The following is a 25,242-nucleotide window of genomic DNA, read 5'->3' as shown; positions in this document are numbered from 1 at the left end:
AAGAGTCAAAACTTTATTTGTTCTCAATCAAAAATCTCAAATCCAAAATTCCTAGGAGAATCGTGTTATGTCAACACCTTTGACCATTTCTTGCGAAGACATCATTCGCAGTATTAAGCTTTCTTGTCAAATGCGTAGTGTTGTAGAAACTATAGCGACTCACAAAATTATGACTGAGGCTGCCCAACAAGCAGGCATTCAAGTCTCAGAAGAAGAACTTCAACAAGAAGGAGATAGGCTACGGTTTGCGAAGAAACTTGTCAAAGCTCAAGACACATGGGAATGGCTCACAAAAAATCATCTCTCTCTAGATGACTTTAAAGCATTAATCCATAACAATATACTTGCCAATAAATTAGCTCATCATCTCTTTGCGGATAAAGTTGAGCAGTTTTTTTATGAACATCAACTCAATTACTTTGCCGCTGTCACCTATGAAGTCATCTTGAATGACAGAGACTTAGCTTTGGAACTGTTTTATTCGCTGCAAGAAGGTGAAATAACTTTCCAAGAAATTGCTCGTGAGTATATTCAAATTCCTGAACTTCGACGTGCTGTAGGATATCAAGGAGTCCGACGTCGCACAGATTTTCGACCGGAGATTGCTGCTGCAGTCTTTGCCGCTAATCCACCAGAGATTCTCAAGCCAATTACGACTTCCAAAGGAGTTTATTTCATTTGGGTAGAAGAAATTATTCAACCTATATTGGATGAGCAATTGCGAGCAAATATCCAACAAGAATTGTTTTCTATTTGGTTAAAGCAACAAATTGAGGCAATGGAAATAACTACTCATTTTCATTCAGATACTAGTTTTCAAGCATCTGAAAAAACTGCATAAACAAGTTTCATGTTTTTCTTGACAAAAAAACATTCTGATTTTTAATAGCCGCTGATCTTCCTGAGATAAAAAATGAAGATAAAGGCTTCTATCTTACCACACAACAGATACTGCTTTTTTCAAGACAAGCAGCAAGATTTTTTTATGTTGATTAAGTTATCTGTTTTATAAAAAAATATTTGACATCAATAAAATGAGGTGTTTATGGCAAATACACTTACTTAAATAAGTTTTCATAAAAAAAATATCAAAGTCAATGTAAATGATTTTCTGTTGACTATTTTTTCATGATTAATTACTTGAGAAAAACATGATAAATAGAATTTATATTAAATAATCTGTACTCCGAAAAAACATAAAAAATAATTATCGAAAAACCCGCAAAAAACTATTGATTTTTAAATTTAATCTTGTATATTAGAAATGTAAGCGAAAACAAAAAGCTTACAAAAAAATTCCCAAAACTAAAGTACAATTAATTCCCAGGATGAACCCCATGATTATCTCAGATTTGAATCAATTGGAAGTTGTTGAAGGCGCTGCTATCGTTGGTGGTATCACTAACCGCTATGCTAGTGAAAACCTGTATTTCAACAAGTATGTCAATACCAATGAGAAATTTAATACAGTTTCTTATGTATATGGCAACTCTGCCTTTGCTGAAGCAGATGCTTACGCATATGGTAATGATTCTTCTTCTGAAGGTTTGAGCTACACCTATACCACTCCATACTCTTCTCAATCTAACGCGACATCAATTTCTCAAAGCAACTAAGATCAACTTCTGATTTAGCTTGTGATTTAGACGGTGGCTATTATGCCACCTTTAGTTCTTCCTCTCATACATATGTGTCTTAGGCGGAAGTTAATCAACTGACCGATTGAGAGGTAATGTTGTTTATATCGCTGAAAACCTCTAAAAAGTTTTACCTTTAAAAGGTTTTCAGCGATATTTTGATCTGAAGGGGTTTTTTATGAGCGCATTCAAGATTTCTGATCTCAGTTATTTTGAAACAGATCTTCCTTGTAATAGGCAAGTACAAGGTGGATTGTCCCTCTCAAGATATTCCTATCTATTAAGCTTGTTAAGTCCTACTTACAAAAATGGTTTGACGCAAGAAGTAGAGTCTGTGACTGAAAGCGATGAGACAAGCTACTACTCTGATGAAGAAACTGGTAGTGTTGGAACTTTAGTTTTAAAGAGAACCAACACTGGGATGGTTGTATCTGGTACAGAACAAGGTAGTTTTGGTAACTCCAAGTATTCTTCAGCTTTTTCAATAGCAGCCTCTATCTGATTTAACTAGCCTTTAAGAAAAAACTATTAAGCTGTTCTGTCAAGCTTCTACTTAATGGTTTTTTGGTGTTTCTTGAATAGACAACGATAGGTGTGAATTCTGTCGTTTTATCTTAAGTTGCAGTCTCAGTAGATCACAAAGTTTTTTAGAAGTCCTTCCGTTTGAGGGTTTCAGTAAAACACCGGGACTTCAAGAAAGTATTCCTTAATCAGCATTGAGCGCCAATACCGCTAACTACCCTGAAGGCGATACGCATGATTGCGTCTGTTGCTGTCTTGCAATCGCTCTTAACAAATGCTGTTTGGCTTTTTGTTCATCTAAGCTGAAACCCTGATTTTTCATTGAGTTTGTGAAAGTTTGTGATCTACTGAATCTACTTAAAAAGGGAGAGCACTAATATAATATGTCTGATAATAATAAGCCTGCTTTAAATGCAAACGTAGTTCCTTTCTTCGCCCGCTACTTAGAAGGACAATTCTGTGAGGACTTGACTGAAGAAGAAATGCAAGAAGTTAAGGGGGGTATTGGATACGCAACAACCTTGGCTTATCCCTCAGATAATGAAAGCCCAGATAATATAGCTTATACATTGAAGTATCCATCAGATGAAGAAGATGGCTTTAGTCAAATAGCCACTAAAAAGTATCCATCAGACAATGATGAATACACTGTCACGCAAAACTACCCATCAAACAGTGATGACGATTACTCTGTTACTGTAGAGTAGACTTTTTGCACTCATTTATTTTTTGGGTGCTCTTCTTTGCATCCCTACTCAACGGTTACGCCGCCCTCCGGGTGTCTACGCTTCGCGAAAAGGCATGCTTTGCGTGAGACAAAAAACATTTATGCAAGAGGTTCAGTACAGTTTTGCCATTGATTTTCTACTGACAATGACTAGATGACTGTTTTAATCATTACTCATAGTCAAGATAACGAGAGCATTCCTCTAGTAATAAACGCAATCCAAGCTCAAGGAAGAAAAGCATTTCGTTTTAACACAGACCAATTTCCGACAGAAGTTCAGCTAGATATTTATTACAGCAAAGGATGTAAACAGAACATTCTTACAGTTGATAAGCAAAAACTTGATTTGAGTGAGATATCTGCAGTTTGGTATCGACGGATTGCCATTGGCTCAAGAATTCCTAGAGTCATGGACTCACAACTTAGACAAGCCTCTATCCAGGAATCTCGCGTCACTATTCAAGGCATGATTACCAGTATAAAGGGATTTCACCTGGATCCTCTGCCAAATATCCGTCTGGCTGAAAACAAGCAACTACAGCTGCAAGTCGCACAGGAACTTGGTTTAGACACCCCGCGCACCTTAACAACAAACAATCCAGAAGCAGTGAAGCAATTTGCTCAGGAGTGCGAACAGGGAATGATTGTGAAAATGCTTTCTTCTTTCGCTATCTATGACGATAAAGGGCAGGAACAAGTTGTTTTCACCAATCTAGTCAAAGACGAAGATTTAGAAAATCTTGAAGGACTGCGTTTGTGCCCAATGACGTTTCAGGAGAAACTGTCAAAGACGCTAGAGTTGCGCACAACAATTGTAGGACAGCGTGTGTTCACCGCAGCAGTTAACTCCCAACGCAATCAGAAAGCTCAATACGACTGGCGACGACAAGGGCTTGCTTTACTCAACGCCTGGGAGTTTTATAACTTGCCAGAAGACGTGGAGAAGAAACTTTTGCAACTGATGTCATACTTCGGCTTAAACTATGGAGCAATTGACATCATTTTGACGCCGGATGGGCGGCATGTATTCCTAGAGGTTAACCCAGTTGGAGAATTTTTCTGGCTAGAGTGCTGTCCTGGTTTACCCATTTCCCAAGCAATTGCTGAAGTTCTGCTGACTTCTTAAAATACACTTCATTCTACTAACCATAGAGACAAAATCAGCAAACACGAGATTTATTCACATTTACTTACTATTCATTATTAGCCAGTACAACAAAGCAGTTATATTGGACGAAAGAAATTAGTCAGGTCAATTCATGCAAAAAATATATCTCCAGCTGCTCTTGCTTTTTCTATCATAGAACTATCTATTAATGTTACTAATCTTAAATCAGCAATAAACTCAAAAGAAAAAAGTCTATATCAAAGTAACTGATAACTGAAGCTTCACTTTATGCTAGTAGATCTAAGTCTTTTTTACCTTTACCCAAGGCTAAGCTTAAAGATGATTTGGTTGCTTGCGGTGGAACAGTTATAAAAACAGCTTCTGCATTGGCAAAATATTCGCTACATTATTTTTAGCAATGGTGATTTGTTTGAGTTTCACTATGAGTTCCAAGTCACCCTCAGTGGTCAGTGCTTCCTAAAATTATACTGAGGCTTTGTAAGAAGATTGTTTCTAATTTTCATGTCAGTTACTGTCATCTTTCTACAATAACTTTGATATAAATACTGTTAATTTCAGTCTGCACTCAAGTCATATTTAAGACTGTTAAACAGTATGTTATCTATTTATGTTAGTCAGCTTTGCTCAAAAGCTTACTACTATATAGCATAAGCCCCTTGCCCTCACTAGAAAGCAAGGGGGAACTATGTACAGCAAATATTTTTCAAACTAGTATCTGTGCAACGATACACTTCTTAGAACAGACCTGAACCACTGATTCAAACTAGGTCAGAGTAAAATCAACTTGGTGTGTGTTGTGAATTGGTTACACACCACCATAAAAGTATGAATGACTAGTACTTGAAGACCTAGAACTGCCATTACTGTCCCAAGCAACAGCATTTGCATTTGCCAAGGAAACGGTAGAATAGTAAGTAGAAGTATTCACAACATTGGTGTTAGTATCGGCAGAAGAAAAAGTAGTATCTCCATAGGCAATAGCGTCACCCTGTGCATAACCAAATCCTTGAGAGGAGTACGTTTGAGTACTAGCACTAGTCGATGCACCTCCTGTAATGATATTGCTTTCGAGTTTTATTAACTGACAAAATTCTAAGTCAGAAACAACCATTGTCTTTACCTATCAAATTCATACAAAACTTGTCTATATTATAACAATAATTACTTAGTTTTAGATTCATATTTCACTGTAAATGTATAGTTTCTTTTTATTGTAAATGCTATAGTTTTACTAGAATGCAAATGATCTTGAAGCTATTTTTACAAGCGATTTACGAAAAATTTATATATTTTTTTTAATTTGATTGTATCGTCTTTTTTACACAAGAGGAAAATTTCAAACTAAATCAAACGACTTTATTTATTGATGAATAAATATTATTTATTATTATTTAACAGGCTTCTTATTCGTCCTATTTTTAATCATTTTTCATTAATTTGTGCTTTGCTAAAAGACAATGATTTCATTGTAAGCAGTTCATGACGGCTACTTATAGTCATAAACAATATGGATAACAATTCAGCAACTGCCTCTACTCTGTCAAAAGATCGCTATTGATTTGTTGTTTTCCTTGATACACCACTTGTCACCCTAGAGCGCAGCTTGCTGCGTTCTCTTGCATCTACAAGAAGACTTTCTGAGAATTTTTATCAAACTAATTTTATATGAGGCTGCACTTTATCACTCTCAACCTGCAAGGCTAGAGGGCAGTTCGCAGCGTTGGGAGGCTGATGTGTCTGGGGATCTCTAGCTTTCTGGGGATGAGCGGTAGAGTGGCAAGGCAGAGATCGGAGCACGCAACAACTCTTAACAACGTACTACCAAGAGCTACACAAAGAAAGCCTGCAGAGGCAGGCTAAACGCATCTTCTTAAAGAAATGGTATGAAAAGCTAATACACCTCTACTCAGACTTTTTAATACGATCAATTTCCCTTTGTAATTCTTCAAGTTGTTGGCGCAAAGCTTCAACTTCTTCATTTTGAGCAGTCTGTGCTTCTACATTCACTGCACCTGCAGCTGTTGCTCGTTGATAATTTCCGCGCTTAATTTGCTGATATTCTTCTGATTCTGCCCACTGACGCAAGTAGTGTATACGTTCTACAGCGAAAGGATGGCTGAGCATCGTACCACGAGCACCGTTGTAAATCAAGAATTTGTATATTTGATTCAGTCCATCTGCATCAAGTGCTTGGTAGTCTTCTGACTGACGGATAAACTCTTGTAAACTACATTCGTTAGCATAATTGATACTACCTCCAGAGACTTTCATCATAGAAGTCATGACAGAGTTCAAGTCATCCATCACTAACAATGCAGCACGATCTGCGGATAACTCGGCTTTACGCCGCCATTCATAAAAGGCGTAAATTAAACCTTGAGTGACAAAATTACCTATACCCAAAGTCAACTCCCCAATGGCAGAAGCAGCACTCATCGCCCACATCGCCATTTGAATTAGAATAGTATGACCACATTTAATGTGCCCCAGCTCATGAGCTAGCACTGCCCTGATTTCGGCTTCGCTTAGCAAGTCCAATATCCCTGTATTTATGACTATATAAGGATGGTCTTGCCCCAGCGCATAGCTGTTTGCTAGGGGATTTTGTTCAACAAATAGTGCAGGTTCTGGGTAAATATCCAAATCCCGCACACATTCCCGAAACATCTGGTAAATACTGGAATATTGGCGTGGCCCAACTTGGATGGTGTTGCCCATTAAATAGACTAATTGGGGGCGTTCTACGAAAAATTCCACAAATTTACGCGCGATAAAATCAAATCCTGGTAAATTGCGTAAAGCTTGTTCAGCTTGGCGATCTAGAGGATGTCTGAAGGCTTCGCTGGAGATTCCTGTGTAAGTTGGCATAATTGATGGATATTTGGATATTAGTACCACTTTGCGGAAGTCAAAATTCCAAGTATGGCACTTCGTGCCACAAAGGAGCGATCAAAAAGCTTACAGCACAAGCTTTTTGCTCCTCTTTGAATGGTAGCTTTCTTTCCATCCATCGTGTACAAATTAGGAGTTAGTCATTAGTAGTTAATATCACAACCAACAACTAATACATAACAACTCACTCCTAAAACTGACAACATAATAGTAATAGGGATAAAAGTAAGTAGAACATCACTTTGTATGGAATTAAAAGCGTGTGATTGAAGCAGAAGTTCATTTGTCACTACATAACTTCCTGCGATCGCAGGCGGGTTTCCCTTCGTGGCCACATCATTTGACAATGGCACGGTTGGTGGCTCGTGCCTTGCGCCTAGGACGTAGCGCCCTGATTCAAGTCGGGGCAGCTTGCGGTTATCAAGGACGGTATCGCACCAGCTTTGTAGCATCGGCATTGATGTGGCATGGTCCTGTGATTATTGTTGCCCCCCCAGCAATACAGCAACGGCTGATTAAAGTAGAAATACCCCGCCTACAACAATGGTTGCAAGTTAATAAACCAATCAGAACAGGTGACGCTTGGCCGGTTGGTCATGAATTTCAAGGACTGTTCTTAATCTCCCCCGCAGCTTGGTTAAAAGCACAGCTGAGTTCTTGTGAGAATTTTCCGAATGGTATCCCCACAATTATTGATGGAGTGGATGATTTGGAAGATTGGGTACGTTCTGAACTCACAGTGAATTTAGAAACAAATGACTGGGAGCAACTCATGCTTGCCCAGCCAACCCAAGCTGAAGTTATTCGCTCTGCACGGGCGCAACTCACACACGAACTATTCAAGCACCCTGCAAATCCCTACGAATGTTATCTGATTTCTCAAGCAGAAGAAGAAATTTTGAGTCATCTGTATTCAGCTTTAGATATATCTAGCCTGCCCGATGCCTGGAAACAATTCGCTCAGCAATTTCAACATAGAAACGAAAATTTCCCTTCTTTATCTTCCTCATCTTTCTCATCCCTACTCTGGGCGACTATTACTCGTCGTCATGGTTTATTTTCTTTGCATTGTGTCCCCATTGAATTAGGAAAAATACTATCCCCTATTTGGCAGCGTCAGCCTGTGGTATTCATTGGCAGTGCTTTAGAACCGGAAACTGAAGCTCCCTTATTCCGCCAGCGTTTGGGGTTGGAAGACGAGTTAACTTGCCTCAAGTTTTCCTCTGATAACCAAACAGAAGCGATTCAATTGTACATACCCTACCAGTTACCCCTACCCAACACACCAGAATTTCAAGCAGCGTTTCTTCATAAAGTTCTAACCCTAGTCTGCTTAAGCGCTACAGCATCAGGGTTGACAGTTGTGCTTGTGGGAGATGTACCTCTCAAATCACAAGTGGGGACAATTCTTGCCTCTGAGTTTGGTTCACGGGTACAGGTGGAAAAAACTTGTTTGGATGAAAATGGTATTTTGGTCAGTGGTTGGGAATTTTGGCGTGAGCATCAAAAGGTTTTGCCAGCTCCTCAGCTTCTGGTGATCGCGACTTTACCCTTGCCATCTCTAGAAAATCCCTTAGTTGCAGGTCGAGTGGCACACCACAAACGCTTGCATCAAGACTGGTTTCGTTTGTACTTGTTGCCAATTGCGATGAATGAATTGCAACGGGCGATCGCCCCATTACGCGACAATAAAGGCATCGTTGCTTTACTAGATAGTCGTGTGATTATCCGTAGCTATGGTGCTCAAATTTTGGCTGCCCTCAGTCCCCTGGCACGTATCAACTACCTCGACCCCAATCTGTTTTCTTCTGACAGTGAAGAAGATTCAGTGTAAGTCGTCTTTACTGTTAAACTCTAAAATTATAGAACGCGCTGAATCCGAAATAGCCCAACCTAATTTTGTAGCTATGTATGCATACACTAGCTAGGACTGATAGCTGTTTTCATTTGCGTTAAATACACCCAAGCATAAAGGGGCAAAATCTTGTCCCTCCACAAAGGGATTACTTTCAATTGAAAATTGCCATACAGTAACAAGCTTGACTCTTTTGAATGGGGAATTCAGCCCGTATTTGAAATTGCTTAACCCGTGAGTGCTGCTATGAACAGTCAACTTCTAGGTGGGCGCTACCAAATTACTCAAGTCCTAGCCAGCGGAGGTTTTGGACAAACATATCTTGCTGCTGACACCCATCGTCCAGGTCATCCTTTGTGTGTTGTTAAGCAATTGCGACCTACCAATCAAAGTCCGCAATTAATGCCCAAAATTCACACATGGTTTAAAAATGAAGCGGAAACTTTAGAAAAACTCGGTTTACATCACCAAATTCCCCAATTCTTAGCTTATTTTGAAGAACAAAAAGAATTTTATTTAGTTCAAGAGTATATCCCAGGACACACTCTCAGTCATGAACTGGTGCCAGGACAATCATGGAACTCAAATCAAGTCATCTGTCTACTGACAGAGATTTTAGAGATTTTGGTCTATGTACACAGTCAGGGTGTGATTCACCGCGATATTAAGCCATCCAATATCATCAGACGACAGACAGATAACAAATTAGTTTTAATTGACTTTGGAGCAGTAAAACAAATCCGTACGCTCAATTCCCAAGGTCAACTGAATTTAACGCTGGCAGTTGGTACACCAGCTTACATGCCCATTGAACAATTCAATGGCTATCCTCAACTCAATAGTGATATTTATGCGGTGGGAGTCATAGGCATACAAGCACTGAGTGGGTTATCTGCTCAAGAAATCCGATCTCTGATTGATCCCCTCAGTCCGTATGCAGGAATCCAAAGTTGGCAGAGTCGCTGTTCGGTGAGTCTTGAGTTGGCAGCGATACTTGACAAAATGACTAATTCCGACTTCCGCCAACGTTATCAGACCGCAGCGTCTGTTCTGTCCGATTTGGAAAATATCGATACAAGTACAGTACCAACTACTGTTAGTGTACCTGTGTCAACCTCTACTCCAAAAACGACAGTATTTTCCGCATCAGCACCAACTTCCAACTCTGTCTCCCAAAGCACCAGTCATACTGCAATTGATTTACCAGAACCATCCTCTGAAGAGCCAGCTTCAAAAACTGCAAACACTCACTTATCTAGTGAAACTTCAACAGCTGTCAACTATAACCCAATCAAGCGTCGTCAGCTTGTCAGTTGGCTGTCAATTTGTGGAGGAATTGCACTTGCGATCGCAGCAGTATTTTACTACTTTCCAAAGCATGATACAAAGCCAGATATAAAGGAAAAGGAACTCACTCTTGTGAGAACTCTTTCTGGACATACTGACTCTGTTTGGTCAGTTGCGCTGAGTGGTGATGGGCTAACGCTTGTCAGTGGTAGTGAAGACAAGACTATCAAAATTTGGCATCCAAACACCGGACAACTGAGTCGCACTATAAAAGCACATTCTGATAACGTGAGAACGGTAAGTCTTAGTTCGGATGGACAAACGCTAGTCAGTGGTAGTGGAGACGATACTATCAAAATTTGGCAATCTCGAACTGGGGAACTACGTCACACACTCAAAGGTCATTCTCTGCCAGTTTGGTCTGTAGCCCTCAGTCGTGATGGTCAAATTCTCGTAAGTGGTTCTCAAGATAATACCATAAAAGTTTGGAATGCATACACAGGAGAGTTAGTTCGTACTCTCAAAGAACATTCTGCTTCTGTTTACTCCGTTGCTCTGAGTTCAGATGGTTTTACCCTCATCAGTGGTAGTCAAGATAAAACTATCAAAGTATGGGATGTACAAACTGGAAAGTTACTCCGTACGATTGAGGGACATACGAATGCAGTCAGATCTGTAGCCATTAGTCCAGATGGGAACAGCCTTGCTAGTGGTAGTTGGGATCAAACTATCAAGATTTGGAATATGCACACTGGAGAGTTAATTCGTACACTCAAAGGACATAGCGATCGCGTCGTTGGTGTAAGCTTCAGCTTTGATGGCAAAAGCCTTATGAGTGCCAGTATTGATAAAACTATCAAGGTTTGGAATTTCCAAACAGGAGAAGTACGGCAAACTATTTCTGGACATTCTGATTGGGTTTTGTCTGTCGCAACAAGTTCTTGGGGACACACCTTAATCAGTGGTAGCCGTGACAAGACTATCAAGATATGGCAGTAGTTCAGCATGGAGGGTTGCAATGAAAGATCAAACGACAGACAATAGGCATTTTGTTAGCAAAAATTCTAGAAAATTTCTTGGAACTGGTATTGCGATTGTACTAGCACTTTGTGGTGCTGCTTATGGAGTTCATCAATGGCAGACAAATTCTCAGATTGAAGCAAGAGCAAATTGGGAAAATGTTCAAATTCCACAAACCTTCACAAGTCATACAAACGGAATTTGGTCTGTTGCTATAAGTCCTGACGGACAAAAGCTTGCAAGTGCTAGCGAAGACAAAACCATTAAACTCTGGAATTTCAAGACTGGAGAACTGATTCGTACGCTTTCTGGGCATACAAAAGGTGTTTTATCAGTAACTTTTAGTCCTAATGGACAGATGCTTGCCAGTAGTGGCAAAGACGCCACTATTAAGCTGTGGGATTTGCAAACTGGGAAACTGATTCGTTCTCTAGAAGAACATCCCAAAAATGTTAGATTTGTAGTCTTCAGTCCTGATGGGCAAATGCTTATTAGCAGTAGTTGGGACAATACAGTCAAGGTATGGAATGTGCAAACGAGCAAAGTCCTTCATACCCTTAAAGGTCATTCTGAGGGAGTGTTTGCAGTTGCCATTAGCCCTAATGGTCAGACAATCGCTAGCGTTAGCAAAGATAAGACAATTAAGTTATGGAATCCAAAGACTGGACAACTTCTGCGTACTCTCTCTGGGCATAAAGATTCAGTCAGAACAGTTGCTTTTAGTCTAGATGGGCAAACTTTGGCTACTGGTAGTAATGACAAAACAATCAAGCTATGGGATGCAGGTACAGGAAAACTTATTCAAACTCTTGAAGGACACGCGAATTTGGTAAACTCTATTGCCTTTAGCCGTGATGGGAAAATCCTTGTCAGTGGGAGTGAGGATAAAACAATCAAGCTTTGGAATTGGCATACAGGAAAAATCATTCGCACGTTTCTTGGGCATTCCGGTGTTGTTAACTCTGTTGTCTTTAATTTTGATGGGCAAAGCTTTGCCAGTGGAAGTGGAGATCAGACTGCCAAAATTTGGCGCGTTAAATAAACTTGACTTATCTACAGTTTTTGTCATTTGTCAAGCACTTTAGACAAAGAACAGATGACAATTAAGTTTAAAATTCTTGAGTCTTTTTGAGCAATTGCTTCAAGCAAGCGTTATTATCAGCCTTAGCAGGGATTTATTTTTACATTATGGGCGAAGCAAAGCGTCGTAAAGCTACATTGGGAGAAAAATACGGTCAAGATACAACTAGAATCTTGCCGTGGGTTCCTATCTCCAAAACCCAAGCAGAAAAATTCGTCAAATGGTCAAATCGGATGACTTGGATTGGTATTGGCGGTTTAGTCGCCGCTTGGGTTATAGTTCGTTTCATCGGTCCAGCTTTCGGTTGGTGGCAAGTCGTCTAAACCCAAGCTTGGATAATAGTTTGACCACAACAGCTAGGTTTTCCTAGCTGTACTGATTTTTATTTGTTGATTTATTTACTATTTAATGAACTCCTTGTGCCTGATCTGTAAACACAAAGCACCCCGCAAGAGGTACAAACCAGTGTGTCCGTAAGGACTCAGGGCGATAAAAATACTTGCCGAAATGGCAACATAATTATCTTCAGTTCAGTTATTGTCAGTCTTAAGTCAAACGATTTGGGCTTTACACTTGGGATTGTGGATAAGGAGATTTTCTCTTACAGACAGCTACCGTCAAGGTTGGCAGTCGCTTGATGTCACTTTCTATCTCCTCCACCAGACGCTATTTTGTGAACAACACCGGACTTGTGCGTCTCCACAGATAACAGTCCTGCACTGCCTCATTTTGGCAGTGTCCTCGGTAACGCTGTGACTCCTATACCAAGAGTGTTAACTCCTAACGGTAGCGCTGATTGCTGAGTCTTAACTACTGAGTAAAAATCTTCAGGATTTCGCACTGTCACAAGTGAATTATTTCAAGCGAGAACCTTAAACAACCATGATCATCTACCAGTTTCGCCATACTCTGGTGGAGAAGTTGGTATAGATAGCTTAAGATTTTTACATTGCTTAATCACTGTGACTTAATCACTGTGACATACTTGATTTTGATAACTGCGTCTTTAAACAATCCGAAAAGACATACAGCTGCCTTGTAGAAGGAAAAAGTAGCAACTATATTCAGAAAGTCACTGAGAAAAAATGCAAAATCGGTATTTTTTAGAGTTGACTTGTGCTAAATATGAGTTAGCCTTATAGCGGATTGTTTAAATGTACCATCTACTTCGACTGATTTTGTAAAGATAAGACAAAGTTTAGTTATTCTGTTCGATATTTCGGGTCTACAAACTGAATACTTTGATACGACACTGAATATCTATATCGACTACCCTAAGCTAGGTAGCTAATTCATAAATATATATGTATCTGTGAATTGTAATGGATAGTTTACAATACCAGTTGGTGGAAGAATCTAAAGAAAATATAAAACAGACCAAATAACTGTGGTGTTTGGAGGGAAAAATGTTTTTGAGACTAGCACAACAACATCGGCAATTCGTCCAGGACTTAGTGATGAACTTGCAAGCATTAGCAATTGTTCTAGAGAGGCGTGGGTATCCTGCGTCATGCTACACCTGCGGTGACCAGATGAATAGTGCTTCGTTTATGGTTAGCCTGGGAGAAAACCATCTCATTCGCTTTTTAGTCTCTGATTACGGGATCACTTGGACAGAGATGCGCGATGATCGTGAATTAATGAAATTAGAGGGTGCAGAGGCAGTGAACCAGTTACAGGAACTTGCCAATATAGTCAAGCATCCCGTACCAAGCTGTGTAAGTAACAAAATTTTGGCTAAGCGGTGTTAGACAGTAAAAAGTTAAGAGTTCAGAGTTATAAAGTTAACAGTTAAAAAATCGTAACATTAGCTAATAACTCGTAACTCATAACTTTAATACGTTATTTCAAAGCTTATTGACATTGCTACCATGACCACTGTGGTATCAGCGCGTCATTAGTTACAATAGTTGTTGAATATTCATCGACATTTTTGGTAGGCATCTTAACAATCGGCAGCAACGCATAAACGTAAATGAGCGAGCTAGCTAAAAGAATTACAAACCATTTCCAATCAAAATAAATGATGCCCAATAATGGGCAATAATAGGCAATACGATTGCTGTTCAGGATTTTCGGTGAGATTTGGTGGTGTGTCTGGACGTAGCATGTGAGTCAGCGTGCCCTTGGTGAGGTTGTGCGTTGGGGAGGACAGTGCTGTGGGCGATGATGACAACAACCTGCTACAGGAAGGTCAGCCGAAGCCAGGCAACGAACGCCGCGTAAGCGCAAAGTACACGCATTACAGCGTAATTCCTGCGGAGGTTTGCGCCAACATAGTTATGTTTATTCGTGCCCACCTACTGACTAGATGAATAAATTGCACAAGACGTCTAACTTTATGCTATTCCAGATTTGGAAAGTCTATCTTTTGCTTTAAAAAACTTTCATATGTCAGAGGAAAAATCACAACAACCACAACTTCCATCAACCACTGCAATTGACACTCCAGCAAGTAATTCTTTAGAAAATTGGTTTGAATATCCCATCAGAGTCAACCCACATCATACAGACTATGCAGGTTTCGTTTGGCATGGTTCCTACATAGCTTGGTTGGAAGAAGCGCGGGTAGCATGCTTGCGAGCTATCGGTATCGAATATGCTGATTTAGTGGCTTTGGGCTGTGATTTACCAGTTGTAGAACTCTCAATACGCTATCATCGTCAGCTTCAATTGGGTATGGGAGCGATTGTAAGAACGCGCATGGCTGAAGTGAGTGGTGTCCGTATTAACTGGGATTATACAATTGAATCACTAGATAGGCAAGAACTATATGTCACTGCCCAGGTTACTTTAGTAGCAGTAGACAAAGATAGAGGTAAGATTATGCGTCAGTTGCCTACGACTGTTATGGATGCTTTGATAAGGCTTTCAGCGTCAACAAATAAGTAATTCGGCACACGTAAAATTAATTAGTGAGGATTGTTTTTTGTCATTAGTCTTTTGTCTTCTGTACTCAACAAATGACTAATGACGATTAACATCCAAAGCGATATTACCTCACTCTAATGACTTGAGAGAAGGCTTGAATTAACTGTATTATTTGATGCCAAATATCTTGAGGGCTAACCCCAAGACCAGCATGCAATAAAACAATAGTAGTAGCACTAATAAACGCAGTTTTCACCGTCGTTTTCACGACTTTTACTAATAGTGTATAAACAATCCAAGACACAATGAGGGTAGCAAACATAGATACACCTTTTTCAAACAGAGTCTTACCAATGAAGGTATTAGAAGAGAGAAAATTTTATGAGTGTAACCATGACAGACATAAAGTCTCTCTTGTTGAAATTGAGTCGTGGTGAGCATTGAGAAGCCACTGCACCCTGAGTGAGTTCAGCGCTCTTGATAGGGCAGCCACTGCGTCCTTGCGGGGTTGGGTAAAAACCTAGAAAAACTGCGGTGCCTCCGGAAAAATCGCCCTATGAAAGATTGTGATTTTTGTATACCAGTTAACATTTGTGCGATTTTTCCGCGCCTGTTTGTGGACTTCTTACCCGTTAACTTGTAATGAGGTGAGTCCAGCGCTGCAGGAGGAGCCAGTACTGCAGGAGGGTCTCCCTCCGTAGGTATCTGGCGTTGGTTTCCCGACAGAGGCGACCCGCGTTCCCGAAGGGCACCGCAGTTTTTCAGTACGAGCGATGAAACGGACGCATTAATCCACAGAAAACGCACAACTTTTGCCTTCCAGATATGCAAAGGAGCGCATACCCGGATGGGGTCTTCCCCGTTGTTGCAAGTGGCGTTCTCAAGTGGAACTCCACAACCATAGTCTGCACTATAAGAGCAACTTACTGTTCAAAGAGTACAGATGTGAAAACCTTAAATTCAGTTCTCGGCAACCCCAGTCACTACCTGTAAAGTAGCAACTGACGTGGAACCTCTACAGACAAAACCTCCTCATCGCTCAGCAATGTTTCGCTGAGAATGTTGAGTTGACTGGAGCTTTTTCCCGTAGTTGTTCTGCGATTACTATACACTAAAAAATCTGAAAAATTAGTATGCCGCAAAACCTTCTTTAAAAAAGATATTAAGTTTTGATTCTTAATTTTTTGTATAAGACTTTGATAAAGTCTATAGAAAAAACTTATGCAATCAAAAATGACTTATTCTTTTTTCTCTGTAAATAGAAGACAAAAGGAAAAACCTTTGTCTTACAGGGTTTCATTGGTTTGCATTTGACGTTGAATTCTCTCCACGTAGCTTGAAAAAGCCTCCTGGGCAAAGGGTTCCAGAGCAAAAGGAAAGAAAAAAGGATAATGATTTGTTCATTTGTTCTGGTGACGAATTCGTCATGACGGCTACTTGTCATGAGTGATAAATAAAGGACTAAATTACGCAATTAATAAGAAATAACAGAACTATATACTCATATTCTTATACATTAGTATAAGGTAAAAATGACGAATAAAAATAATTTAGCGTTCAGCTTACTGCTGAACGCTGAACGGAGAGACAATGAAAATCTAACGTTGTTAGTCGTTTTTTATCGCAAAGATATTATACGCGAATGATTTTCCAAGGTTTCAGTTGCTTTTAAAACTTCCTGCCTTGCCCATTTATCTGCTGCTAAAATGTCATCTAAAGAAGGATTTGGATGATTATCGCTCTGGTGGCGTGAGCACACCCATTCGATACACCGAGGGATATCTAAAAACTGAATTTTTTCTTCTAAAAACAAAGCCACAGCTTGCTCATTAGCTGCATTTAATACAGCTGGCATGGAACCACCAGCTTTCCCTGCTGCATAAGCTAATTTCATGCAAGGATACTTCTGATGATCTGGTTCACGGAAGGTTAAACTGCCAACTTTTACTAAATCTAGCCGTTCCCAGTTGGTGTAGATACGATCAGGCCAAGACAAAGCATAAAGTAAAGGTAAGCGCATATCAGGCCAACCAAGTTGAGCAAGAACAGAGGTGTCTTGTAGTTCAATCAGGGAGTGAATAATACTTTGAGGATGAATAACAATCTCAATATTCTCGTAATCCAACCCAAAAAGGAAGTGAGCCTCAATCACCTCCAGACCTTTATTCATTAAAGTCGCAGAATCAACAGTAATTTTACGCCCCATTGACCAGTTGGGATGTTTAATAGCATCAGCAACTGTGACTTGTGCTAACTTTTCTACTGTCCAATCACGGAAAGCACCACCAGATGCAGTTAATAAAATTCGTCGCAAACCTCCATCTGGAATACCTTGTAGACATTGAAATATAGCAGAATGTTCTGAATCCGCTGGCAATAATTTTACACCATGTTTTTTAATGAGAGGTAAAACTACGGGACCTCCAGCAATTAAGGTTTCCTTGTTTGCTAAGGCGATATCTTTACCAGCTTCAATGGCTGCGATAGTAGGTAGCAACCCAGCACAACCAACGATACCTGTAACAACAGTGTCGGCATCTGCGTAGCGGGCAACTTCAATAACTCCAGCCTCACCAGCCAGTATAATCGGCTGGGGAGCAAAGTCGTTGATTGCTTCTTTGAGTGCTGGCAACTTTTCTTCTGAGCAGATAGCTACTATACTTGGTCGAAACTGCCGAATCTGAGAAGCCAATAATTCTACATTGTTTCTGGCGGCTAAACCCACAATCCGAAATTGATTAGGGTTGTGAGCAACAATGTCTAAAGTCTGAGTACCAATAGAACCAGTGGAACCAAGAAGAGTGATTGCTTTCACAATTGTTTAAGAATTGACAGACAACATTAATATAAATTGCTTGGGATACACAAGTAAGCGTCTTGGCATCCAATTTACTGATTTAGGCTGATAGGGAAATTGATAGATGAGGAAATTAGAAGATGAGCAAAGGAATTGAGCGATTATTTCCAAAAATAAAGATATGCAAAGGGGGATAGAGTGTAGTGAGCGCTTATGCCTATAAGTGGGAAGTGAAGGAGTGCGGGAGTGAGAGAGGGAGGGTTTGACGTTTTTCTTCAAACTTAATAGGGCTTACGCACCATCTGCGAGAAACCCGGTTTCTTCATTCGTCTTTGGTAGCGAAACAGACGATTTTTGCTCTTAACCGAGTTTTTTTGCCTAAATCCAGGTTATAAAGATGCATAATCATAAGCGCGACAGCTTAGAGTATCAAGGTTCACTTGAGGAGGAAATTTTTAAGAATGTCTACCAAGTCTTGCCTTGTGCTACCTAAACTTGTCAATTCAAAGTTAACAGAGTAGTAGGGGTGTAGGTGAATTTTTGAATTGATCTCTCCTACAGCATTTTCAAATAAGGTATGAAAGAAATAAACACAAACCATCATCCCTTTGTGTCTTTGGCATTTTTGACTTTGCTTAGGGAAGAGGTGGGAAGTATGGTTTCTAGCAAACATTTGTTCATTACCTAACTGTGAGGACTATATAATATCTGTACAAAAAGAATACCTTGTGTCTCTACACTTCTTTGCAAGTTAATTTTCAGGAGTTAAAAATGTGTTTATATACACTATGTAGTTAAATATAACTGCTTAGAATAGTATTGATATTAGCTAAATTCTAACTACTGATAGTAAATAGCTGACAAAGTTTTCAGCTATGGTTATTTTTATCTAGTTACTCATTTTGGTGGAGGAGTGGGATGTGCGCAATTTTACTAAAAAATAACCAAATGACAGCCATAGGTATGTGGATTCATAGAGGAGTTTGAATAACACTCAAGCTTATGGCTCAAACTCAAATATTTATCAAAAAAGTTTTATGGAAAAATGATTTTCTTTTTCCTACGGTAATCTGGCTTGCCAGCAGATTATTTATTTGGGCGGCTATGTTGATAGTTGTTCCACATCTGCCAGCACCACCACAAGGGAGTGCCCCTCAATTTGGTTGGGGAGTGTTTCATGCATGGGATAGTGTACACTACCATTCGATAGCAACATCTGGTTATGAATTTACCGATGATGGGAAACAACATAATCTTGCATTTTTTCCTCTATTTCCTCTGACTATTTGGGTTTTCATGCGCCTTGGTTTGTCATTTGAAGTAGCAGGTACGCTCATAAACAATTTGGCATTTTTTGCAGCGCTTTATTGTGTCTACTTTTGGATACAGGAACATTGCGGCACAAAGGAGGCGCGTTGGGCAACTGCTGTGGTGGCTTGGTGTCCGTTGTCTATGTTTGGCACAGTCATTTATACTGAGGGGCTATACTTACTGTTGAGTACTGCAGCTTTGCGAGCTTTTGATCAAAAGCAATACCACTGGACTATCCTTTGGGGTGCAATGGCAACGGCAACACGTCCCACAGGATTAGCCCTCATACCAGCATTTTTGTTAGCCGCATGGAGACAGCGTAGACCCTTAATGGCTTACGTTGCTGGCTGCGCCACTGCAATTGGAGTGCTTCTATTTAGCCTCTACTGTACAATTCAATTTGGCAATCCCTTTGCATTTATCCATGCACAACGCGGATGGCGACCCTCGTTGGGATTTGATGGACAGGGTTGGTTGGATATGCTATTGCAAATTACTGTCGGCACATCTCATTGGGAAAAAATTGGTACAAAATACTACTTTCATATTCTGTGTTTTGGGATTGTTGTCAGCTATGGTTTTTGTCTGTGGCGCTTCCGTAAGAACCTTAATTCTCTTGTTATCTACGGTTTTTATGGTTTACTATTGCTTGTTTTGATACTAGGAGACGATTGGTTTATCTATAACTTACTGAATGCAGTTATGGTCTTGGGTGGTCTTTATATGTTGTGGCATTTACGCACTCAATTGACCCCAGTCACTGTTATCTATGGTTTGTGTGGCATAAGTTTGCTGCTTGCTTCTGGAGGCACGATATCCTTGGGTCGTTTAGCTTACGGTCTTGTATCATTGAGTGTGGCTTATGGTGTCTTTCTGTCTCGCCATCCTCGTCAAGGATACTTAAGTTTGGTTTTGTTTGCTATCTTACTTGTCAGACTGTCTCTTAAATTTGCCCAAGAACTTTGGGTGGGGTAACCTAAAAAACATTTTATTTGGTGTAGGACTTTGATAATTCACGCATTCGCAATCCGGAGAAATTCAAAAAAAGATTCCTACACCCTACCCCGCATGTAAACACTCAAACTTATGATAAAAGGTCAGACATTTTTGAGCAAAGCTTTATGGACTAAAACCTTCTTGTTTCCAGCAGCCATGTGGCTTACTAGCCGACTCCTCATCTGGATTGCAATGTTGTTGATTGCGCCATTGCTACCAGTACCACCCGGAAGCACTCCCACCACTTTTGGTTGGGGAGTGTTTCATGCATGGGACAGCGGACATTACCGTGCAATTGTCACTTCCGGATATGAATTTGTGAATGATGGTAAGGGACACAACCTTGCCTTCTTTCCCCTGTTTCCCTTAATTATCCGAGTTTTGATGAACTTGGGCTTGCCGTTTGAAATAGCAGGGACGCTAGTCAATAATCTAGCTTTTTTTGCAGCACTTTACTTTTTATACTTTTGGGTTAAGGGACAAGCTGGTGAAAGTGCGGCGCGGTGGGCAACTGCAATAGTTGCTTGGTGTCCATTATCACTATTTGCAGGAGTGATTTACACTGAAGGGCTATATCTATTATTGAGTACAGCAGCTTTGCGAGCTTTTGATAAACAGCAGTATGGCTGGACTGCCTTTTGGGGTGCAATGGCTACAGCAACACGTCCGACAGGGATGGCATTGATCCCAGCGTTTGTCTTAGCAGCTTGGAAACAACGCAGACCCCCTATTGCTTACCTTGCGTCTTTTGCCACTGCGGCTGGACTACTTCTTTTCAGCATCTACTGTGCGATTCAATTTGGCGACCCTTTGGGATTTCTTCATGCACAGCGGGGATGGCGATCCTCGCTAGGGTTTGATTGGCTGGATTGGTGGAAAATGCTGATGCAAGTGACAGTCGGGACATTGAATTGGAAGCATGGCGGGATTAAAGACCCCCTGCATCCCTTATTGTTTACGATGATTCTTGGCATTGGTTCTTGTTTATGGTACTTCCGTAAACAATTAGGTTCACAGAAAGTGGACTATGGCTTTGCTGCTTTGGTCTTTCTTGCGTGGATACTAGCAGGCGATCCGTTGATTAACACAGTTGCTGTTTTTGGCAGTGCCTACTTATTATGGCAATTACGCGCTCAATTGACTCCCGTCACTGTTATCTATGGCTTCTGCGGTGTAGGTTTGTTGCTAGCATCTGGAAGCACTATCTCTTTAAGTCGTCTGGTGTACGGTATTGTGTCTCCAAGTGTTGCTCTTGGTGTGCTATTGTCTCGCTATCCTCGTTGGGGTTACCTAACGCTGTTATTTTTTACTATCTTACTGGCAAGCTTTGCTGTTCGATTTGCTCAAGAACTTTGGGTAGGGTAGATGGGGACGAGGGGAATAAATAATTCAAAATTCAAAATTCAAAGTTCAAAATTAGAATTTTGAATTTGAGCGTCAGCGAGTGGGGACAAGGGGACAAGGAGATGAACAAATGGGGATGAACAAAAAACTGATTTCGCCTAATCCTGTGTTTTGGATGATTGGCGTGAGTGCGCTGATTTTATTTGGGTGCAGCAGTTTAAGACATGAGTTGTTTCAGTCAACTGCTTTTGATTTAGGCATTTTTGACCAAGCAATTTACTTAATTAGTCAAGGACAGTCACCGATTTCTTCTCTCATTGGTTTCCACATTCTTGGTGACCATGCCGCTTGGATTTTTTATGTTTTAGCCTTATTTTATAAAATATACCCCAGCGTTTACTGGTTGTTTGCAATCCAAGCAGGCGCTTTGGCATTAGCTGCTTTACCTATATGGCATCTAGCGCGTCATGCTGGTCTTACGACTGGACAAGCTATGGCGATCGCCTCAGTGTATTTGCTATATCCGCTGGTATTCAATATTAATCTTTTTGATTTCCACCCAGAAGTGATTGCTGTGCCAGCGTTGTTAGGAGCTGTTTTAGCAGCTAGATTGGAACGCATTGGGTGGTTTTGTTTATGTATCTTCCTGGTGCTAGGATGTAAAGCTGTATTATCTCTAACAGTCATAGCACTGGGAGTCTGGCTACTGGTGTTTGAAAAGAAACGACGATGTGGTGCGATCGCTCTCGCAAGCGGTATCATCTGGTTTGTCATAGCAACTAAAATTGTCATCCCCTTTTTTGGTACTCAAGCGGCGTCAGTGGAACGCCATATTTCTCGATATGCTTATTTGGGAAACTCGTTTCCAGAGATTGCTAAAAATTTACTCCTCAACCCAGGACTTGTGTTGGGACAAGTTTTTTCACTCACTAACCTAGGATATTTGCTGCTGTTACTAGCGCCTGTGATTTGGGGACTTTCACTGCAAGGAATGCTGCCTTTGATTGGTGCTTTTCCTACTTTGCTGATGAATCTTCTTGCCGATTACCCACTCCAAAAAGATTTGATCCATCAGTATTCTCTACCAGCAGTACCATTTCTTGTATTAAGCATTATTTCTACCCTTGCTACAGGTCAGGGATGGTTACGCAATAAACGAAATATAATATTGTGGTCTTTGGTGGCATTTATTGCTTTAGCCAAATACGGATACTTCTGGTCTATCTACTCAGATTCACTGGACACTTGGCAAGCAACACGACAGGCAGTTGCCCTAGTCCAAACAAAAGGACCTGTTTTGACAACTGCTGAGATTGCCCCACACATCACACATAGACCAGTTGTCGAGTTGACAAGCGCCAAGTTACCACCTGCTAATTTGGCAAAGTTTGACTATATACTGTTGAATTTAAGTCATCCTGGCTGGCAAAGTGATCAAGAGTTTGCTGCCAACTTAGTAAATAATCTTAAAAAGACTCAGTTATTTCAACTGCGCTACCAACAAGACGGTGTGTATTTGTTTGTGAAAGGAGTTTTTCGCAGTAGTATTTCATCTACGAAAGTAGGGATGATTAAAGGTTAACTCTTAATTATCCTATCAAAATATTCTTTTTAAGAAACAAAGTATTTATTAGTGTATGTTATCACATAGTTTCCACTAAATTATATGCATTAATCAATGCACATTCTGTAAGAATTCAGCACCCAGGAGTCAGAAGTCAGAATATACTAGGAATCCAGTATATTTGGTAAATTAATTTCTCAAATGTTTTTTTGATTCTTTAAATCTTCTGACCGGAGGCGGAGCTTTCCTTGCTCCGCTCCTGAATTCTGACTCCTGAATTCTTACCACATTCTTTCATCATTACAAAGACTTTCGTTCATAGTAATCTCTTATATTTTCCGTACTTTTACTGAAAACAGAAACATGAAACTTGAATAAGAATGAAGTAAGAATCCTAGGAAATTTGTGGTTGTAGATTCACAAAGCTGTTTCACTAAAAAGTTGTATATTCCATCGTGGAGAGCGTGTACTGTTGACTGTTGACTGTCAGCCGTCAACGACTTTCATAAGTGATTGTGCAACGAATATGTGTTTTAGCTTACTAAAGTCACTAAATAAAATTAGGAAAAACTTATGAATTTCTTAATTGAAACATTAGTATTTCAAAAATATTACATACAATTTCTTAGTCAAAATGTACTGAGAGAAGTATAATTCTCAATACATTCTGCGTTCCGGGAAAAAGATACCTTTGATCATGAGAAACTTTATTTGGTTTATGAGCGTCCACTATGTCCACAACATTTTATCTGGCTAATGATTACAGACAATCAGTTAAAAATTTAACTTTTTTTCTGTCTTAGATAACTTTTAGCAGTAGAATATTTAGCAGAAAAATACACAGTGTGATTTCTGTGACTCATACTTAAACAGAAACAATGCAAAATATAATTTATGACAAAGGTTTCTCATAACTTCTAACTATTAGTGGATATGTTAGTTTAAAGCTAAATCGTCTTGGTTTCCTCTAAACCTGTTTTATTTATCAGCTTAATTCTTATATTTCTGCTAATCTGTATTTAAATTTTTTAAGATTACCAGAAACCGCTTAAGTATCTAAGTATATAGAGAAAATGTGCGAGAGCACGCTGTTATACACATAAATCATAATTCCACCCCAAGGAGCTTTGACGTGGAAACCAATAAAACCAATAAATCGTATGTTTGGTCACATGGAATACTGATTGCCCTCGTTGGCTTTTGCGCTAGTTTAAGCATTGGCTTGGTTATGCCTGTAAATCCAAGTACTTCGGAAGCTCAGACAAAACAAGCGACAAACACGAAGGATGGTGCAGCCAAAGTAGGAACTCAACAGCGCATGGAAAAATTAAAGGCGGCGATGCTGACAAGTTGGCAGCAAGAAGCACAAACAAAGGGATTCTCCTACAATATACCATCGCGTTTTCAAGGTGCTGTTATCCAGAGTGCAAAACTGACGAAAGGAGAAAAAGTTATTGCACTTACTTTTGATGATGGTCCTTGGGCTGGATCTACTGCAGAGGTGTTGGATATCCTGAAAAAAAATAATATAAAGGCTACATTCTTCGTTGTTGGACGGATGCTGAAGACTTATCCGGAGCTAGGGAAACGAATTGTAGCAGAAGGTCACGTGATTGGCAATCATACTTGGCATCATTGGTATCACTATTTTAACCCACAGGCAGCGGCATTTGAAATTGACAGCACAACAGACTTAATTTATGAACTGACAGGTGCAAAAACCACTTTATTTAGACCACCTGGTGGAATGATGCATAATGGTTTGGTTAGTTATGCTAAAAACAGAAGCTATTCTGTAATTATGTGGTCTGCTGACTCTGTAGACTATAGTCGTCCGGCTGTACCAAGATTAATTAAAAACGTCATGAGGGATTCCAAACCAGGTGGAATTGTATTAATGCATGACGGCGGTGGAAATCGCTCTAGAACTGTACAAGCTTTACCGCAAATTATTAGCAATTTTAGGAAACAAGGTTATCGTTTTGTTACTATACCAGAACTATTTGAAATAGAGAACCAAGAACTACAGTTGGCCGCAGCACGAAAGAGTAATAGAAAATAATTCTTAGTTATTACTAATAAGTAACAAGAACCAAGTCATACCAATTCTATATAAAGTTGTGCTTTATTCAGCGGCTTGTATCTTGAATACAAACATGACTTCCTTTATCCACTCGTGTTCGGTTCGAGGATTGATCTTTCGGGAAAA

At 40.0% G+C, this 25,242-nt stretch carries 19 protein-coding genes; 15 read left to right on the top strand and 4 right to left on the bottom strand.

All coding sequences use genetic code 11. The features are described from left to right. The first annotated feature begins 67 nt into the window (after positions 1-67). The 5 genes from DP117_RS02355 (at position 68) to DP117_RS02335 (ending at position 4,012) form a co-directional block, all read left to right on the top strand. Positions 68-841 (top strand): peptidylprolyl isomerase, encoded by a 774-nt coding sequence (locus DP117_RS02355; RefSeq protein WP_169216730.1) that lies wholly within the window; start codon positions 68-70, stop codon positions 839-841. A gap of 496 nt (positions 842-1,337) precedes the next feature. Then, on the top strand, positions 1,338-1,616 hold the full coding sequence (locus DP117_RS02350) for a hypothetical protein (protein ID WP_169216729.1): 279 nt from the start codon (positions 1,338-1,340) through the stop codon (positions 1,614-1,616). Positions 1,617-1,815: 199 nt separating this feature from the next. Further along, on the top strand, positions 1,816-2,139 hold the full coding sequence (locus DP117_RS02345) for a hypothetical protein (RefSeq protein ID WP_169216728.1): 324 nt from the start codon (positions 1,816-1,818) through the stop codon (positions 2,137-2,139). A gap of 403 nt (positions 2,140-2,542) precedes the next feature. Then, the gene (locus DP117_RS02340; RefSeq protein WP_169216727.1) at positions 2,543-2,866 is read left to right on the top strand and encodes a microviridin/marinostatin family tricyclic proteinase inhibitor; all 324 of its coding nucleotides are present in this window, start codon (positions 2,543-2,545) and stop codon (positions 2,864-2,866) included. A gap of 174 nt (positions 2,867-3,040) precedes the next feature. Next, positions 3,041-4,012 carry an MvdD family ATP-grasp ribosomal peptide maturase gene (locus tag DP117_RS02335; protein WP_169216726.1) on the top strand — a complete coding sequence of 324 codons (972 nt, stop codon included), beginning with the start codon at positions 3,041-3,043 and terminating at the stop codon, positions 4,010-4,012. A gap of 808 nt (positions 4,013-4,820) precedes the next feature. On the opposite strand, the gene DP117_RS02330 is transcribed toward DP117_RS02335, so the two are convergent. Further along, positions 4,821-5,126: a hypothetical protein gene (locus DP117_RS02330; protein WP_169216725.1), complete on the bottom strand. Its 306-nt coding sequence runs from the start codon at positions 5,124-5,126 to the stop codon at positions 4,821-4,823. Between the two features lie 791 nt (positions 5,127-5,917). Next, a complete protein-coding gene (locus tag DP117_RS02325) occupies positions 5,918-6,883 on the bottom strand; it encodes a M48 family metallopeptidase (RefSeq protein WP_169216724.1) in 966 nt (321 codons plus the stop codon). A 286-nt stretch (positions 6,884-7,169) separates the two neighbouring features. Between DP117_RS02325 and DP117_RS02320 the strand changes: the two genes are divergently transcribed. The 6 genes from DP117_RS02320 (at position 7,170) to DP117_RS02295 (ending at position 15,042) form a co-directional block, all read left to right on the top strand. Then, positions 7,170-8,741: an ATP-dependent DNA helicase gene (locus tag DP117_RS02320; RefSeq protein ID WP_169216723.1), complete on the top strand. Its 1,572-nt coding sequence runs from the start codon at positions 7,170-7,172 to the stop codon at positions 8,739-8,741. Positions 8,742-9,008: 267 nt separating this feature from the next. Beyond that, positions 9,009-11,048: a serine/threonine-protein kinase gene (locus DP117_RS02315; RefSeq protein ID WP_169216722.1), complete on the top strand. Its 2,040-nt coding sequence runs from the start codon at positions 9,009-9,011 to the stop codon at positions 11,046-11,048. 19 nt (positions 11,049-11,067) lie between these two features. Further along, positions 11,068-12,111, top strand: a complete 1,044-nt coding sequence (locus DP117_RS02310) for a WD40 repeat domain-containing protein (protein WP_169216721.1) — start codon at positions 11,068-11,070, stop codon at positions 12,109-12,111. A 146-nt stretch (positions 12,112-12,257) separates the two neighbouring features. Beyond that, positions 12,258-12,473 carry a DUF2839 domain-containing protein gene (locus tag DP117_RS02305; protein WP_169216771.1) on the top strand — a complete coding sequence of 72 codons (216 nt, stop codon included), beginning with the start codon at positions 12,258-12,260 and terminating at the stop codon, positions 12,471-12,473. 1,083 nt (positions 12,474-13,556) lie between these two features. Continuing rightward, positions 13,557-13,901 (top strand): DUF1815 family protein, encoded by a 345-nt coding sequence (locus tag DP117_RS02300; protein WP_169216720.1) that lies wholly within the window; start codon positions 13,557-13,559, stop codon positions 13,899-13,901. 640 nt (positions 13,902-14,541) lie between these two features. Beyond that, complete coding sequence (locus DP117_RS02295; RefSeq protein ID WP_169216719.1) at positions 14,542-15,042, top strand: thioesterase family protein; 501 nt, start codon at positions 14,542-14,544, stop codon at positions 15,040-15,042. Positions 15,043-15,145: 103 nt separating this feature from the next. On the opposite strand, the gene DP117_RS02290 is transcribed toward DP117_RS02295, so the two are convergent. Further along, complete coding sequence (locus tag DP117_RS02290; protein ID WP_169216718.1) at positions 15,146-15,343, bottom strand: hypothetical protein; 198 nt, start codon at positions 15,341-15,343, stop codon at positions 15,146-15,148. 1,296 nt (positions 15,344-16,639) lie between these two features. Further along, positions 16,640-17,836 (bottom strand): 1-deoxy-D-xylulose-5-phosphate reductoisomerase, encoded by a 1,197-nt coding sequence (locus DP117_RS02285; RefSeq protein WP_169216717.1) that lies wholly within the window; start codon positions 17,834-17,836, stop codon positions 16,640-16,642. 984 nt (positions 17,837-18,820) lie between these two features. Between DP117_RS02285 and DP117_RS02280 the strand changes: the two genes are divergently transcribed. From DP117_RS02280 to DP117_RS02265, 4 genes are all read left to right on the top strand, one after another. Continuing rightward, a complete protein-coding gene (locus tag DP117_RS02280; RefSeq protein ID WP_169216716.1) occupies positions 18,821-20,104 on the top strand; it encodes a mannosyltransferase family protein in 1,284 nt (427 codons plus the stop codon). A 111-nt stretch (positions 20,105-20,215) separates the two neighbouring features. Further along, positions 20,216-21,490: a mannosyltransferase family protein gene (locus DP117_RS02275; RefSeq protein WP_169216715.1), complete on the top strand. Its 1,275-nt coding sequence runs from the start codon at positions 20,216-20,218 to the stop codon at positions 21,488-21,490. A gap of 115 nt (positions 21,491-21,605) precedes the next feature. Continuing rightward, positions 21,606-23,051: a DUF2079 domain-containing protein gene (locus DP117_RS02270; RefSeq protein ID WP_169216714.1), complete on the top strand. Its 1,446-nt coding sequence runs from the start codon at positions 21,606-21,608 to the stop codon at positions 23,049-23,051. 1,162 nt (positions 23,052-24,213) lie between these two features. Next, on the top strand, positions 24,214-25,095 hold the full coding sequence (locus tag DP117_RS02265; protein WP_211175872.1) for a polysaccharide deacetylase family protein: 882 nt from the start codon (positions 24,214-24,216) through the stop codon (positions 25,093-25,095). Positions 25,096-25,242: the final 147 nt, after the last annotated feature.

This window comes from Brasilonema sp. UFV-L1, assembly GCF_012912105.1.
Taxonomy (GTDB): Bacteria; Cyanobacteriota; Cyanobacteriia; order Cyanobacteriales; family Nostocaceae; genus Brasilonema.
The sequence above is the reverse complement of the archived record's forward strand: the minus strand, read 5'-3'. Positions and strand labels throughout refer to the sequence as shown.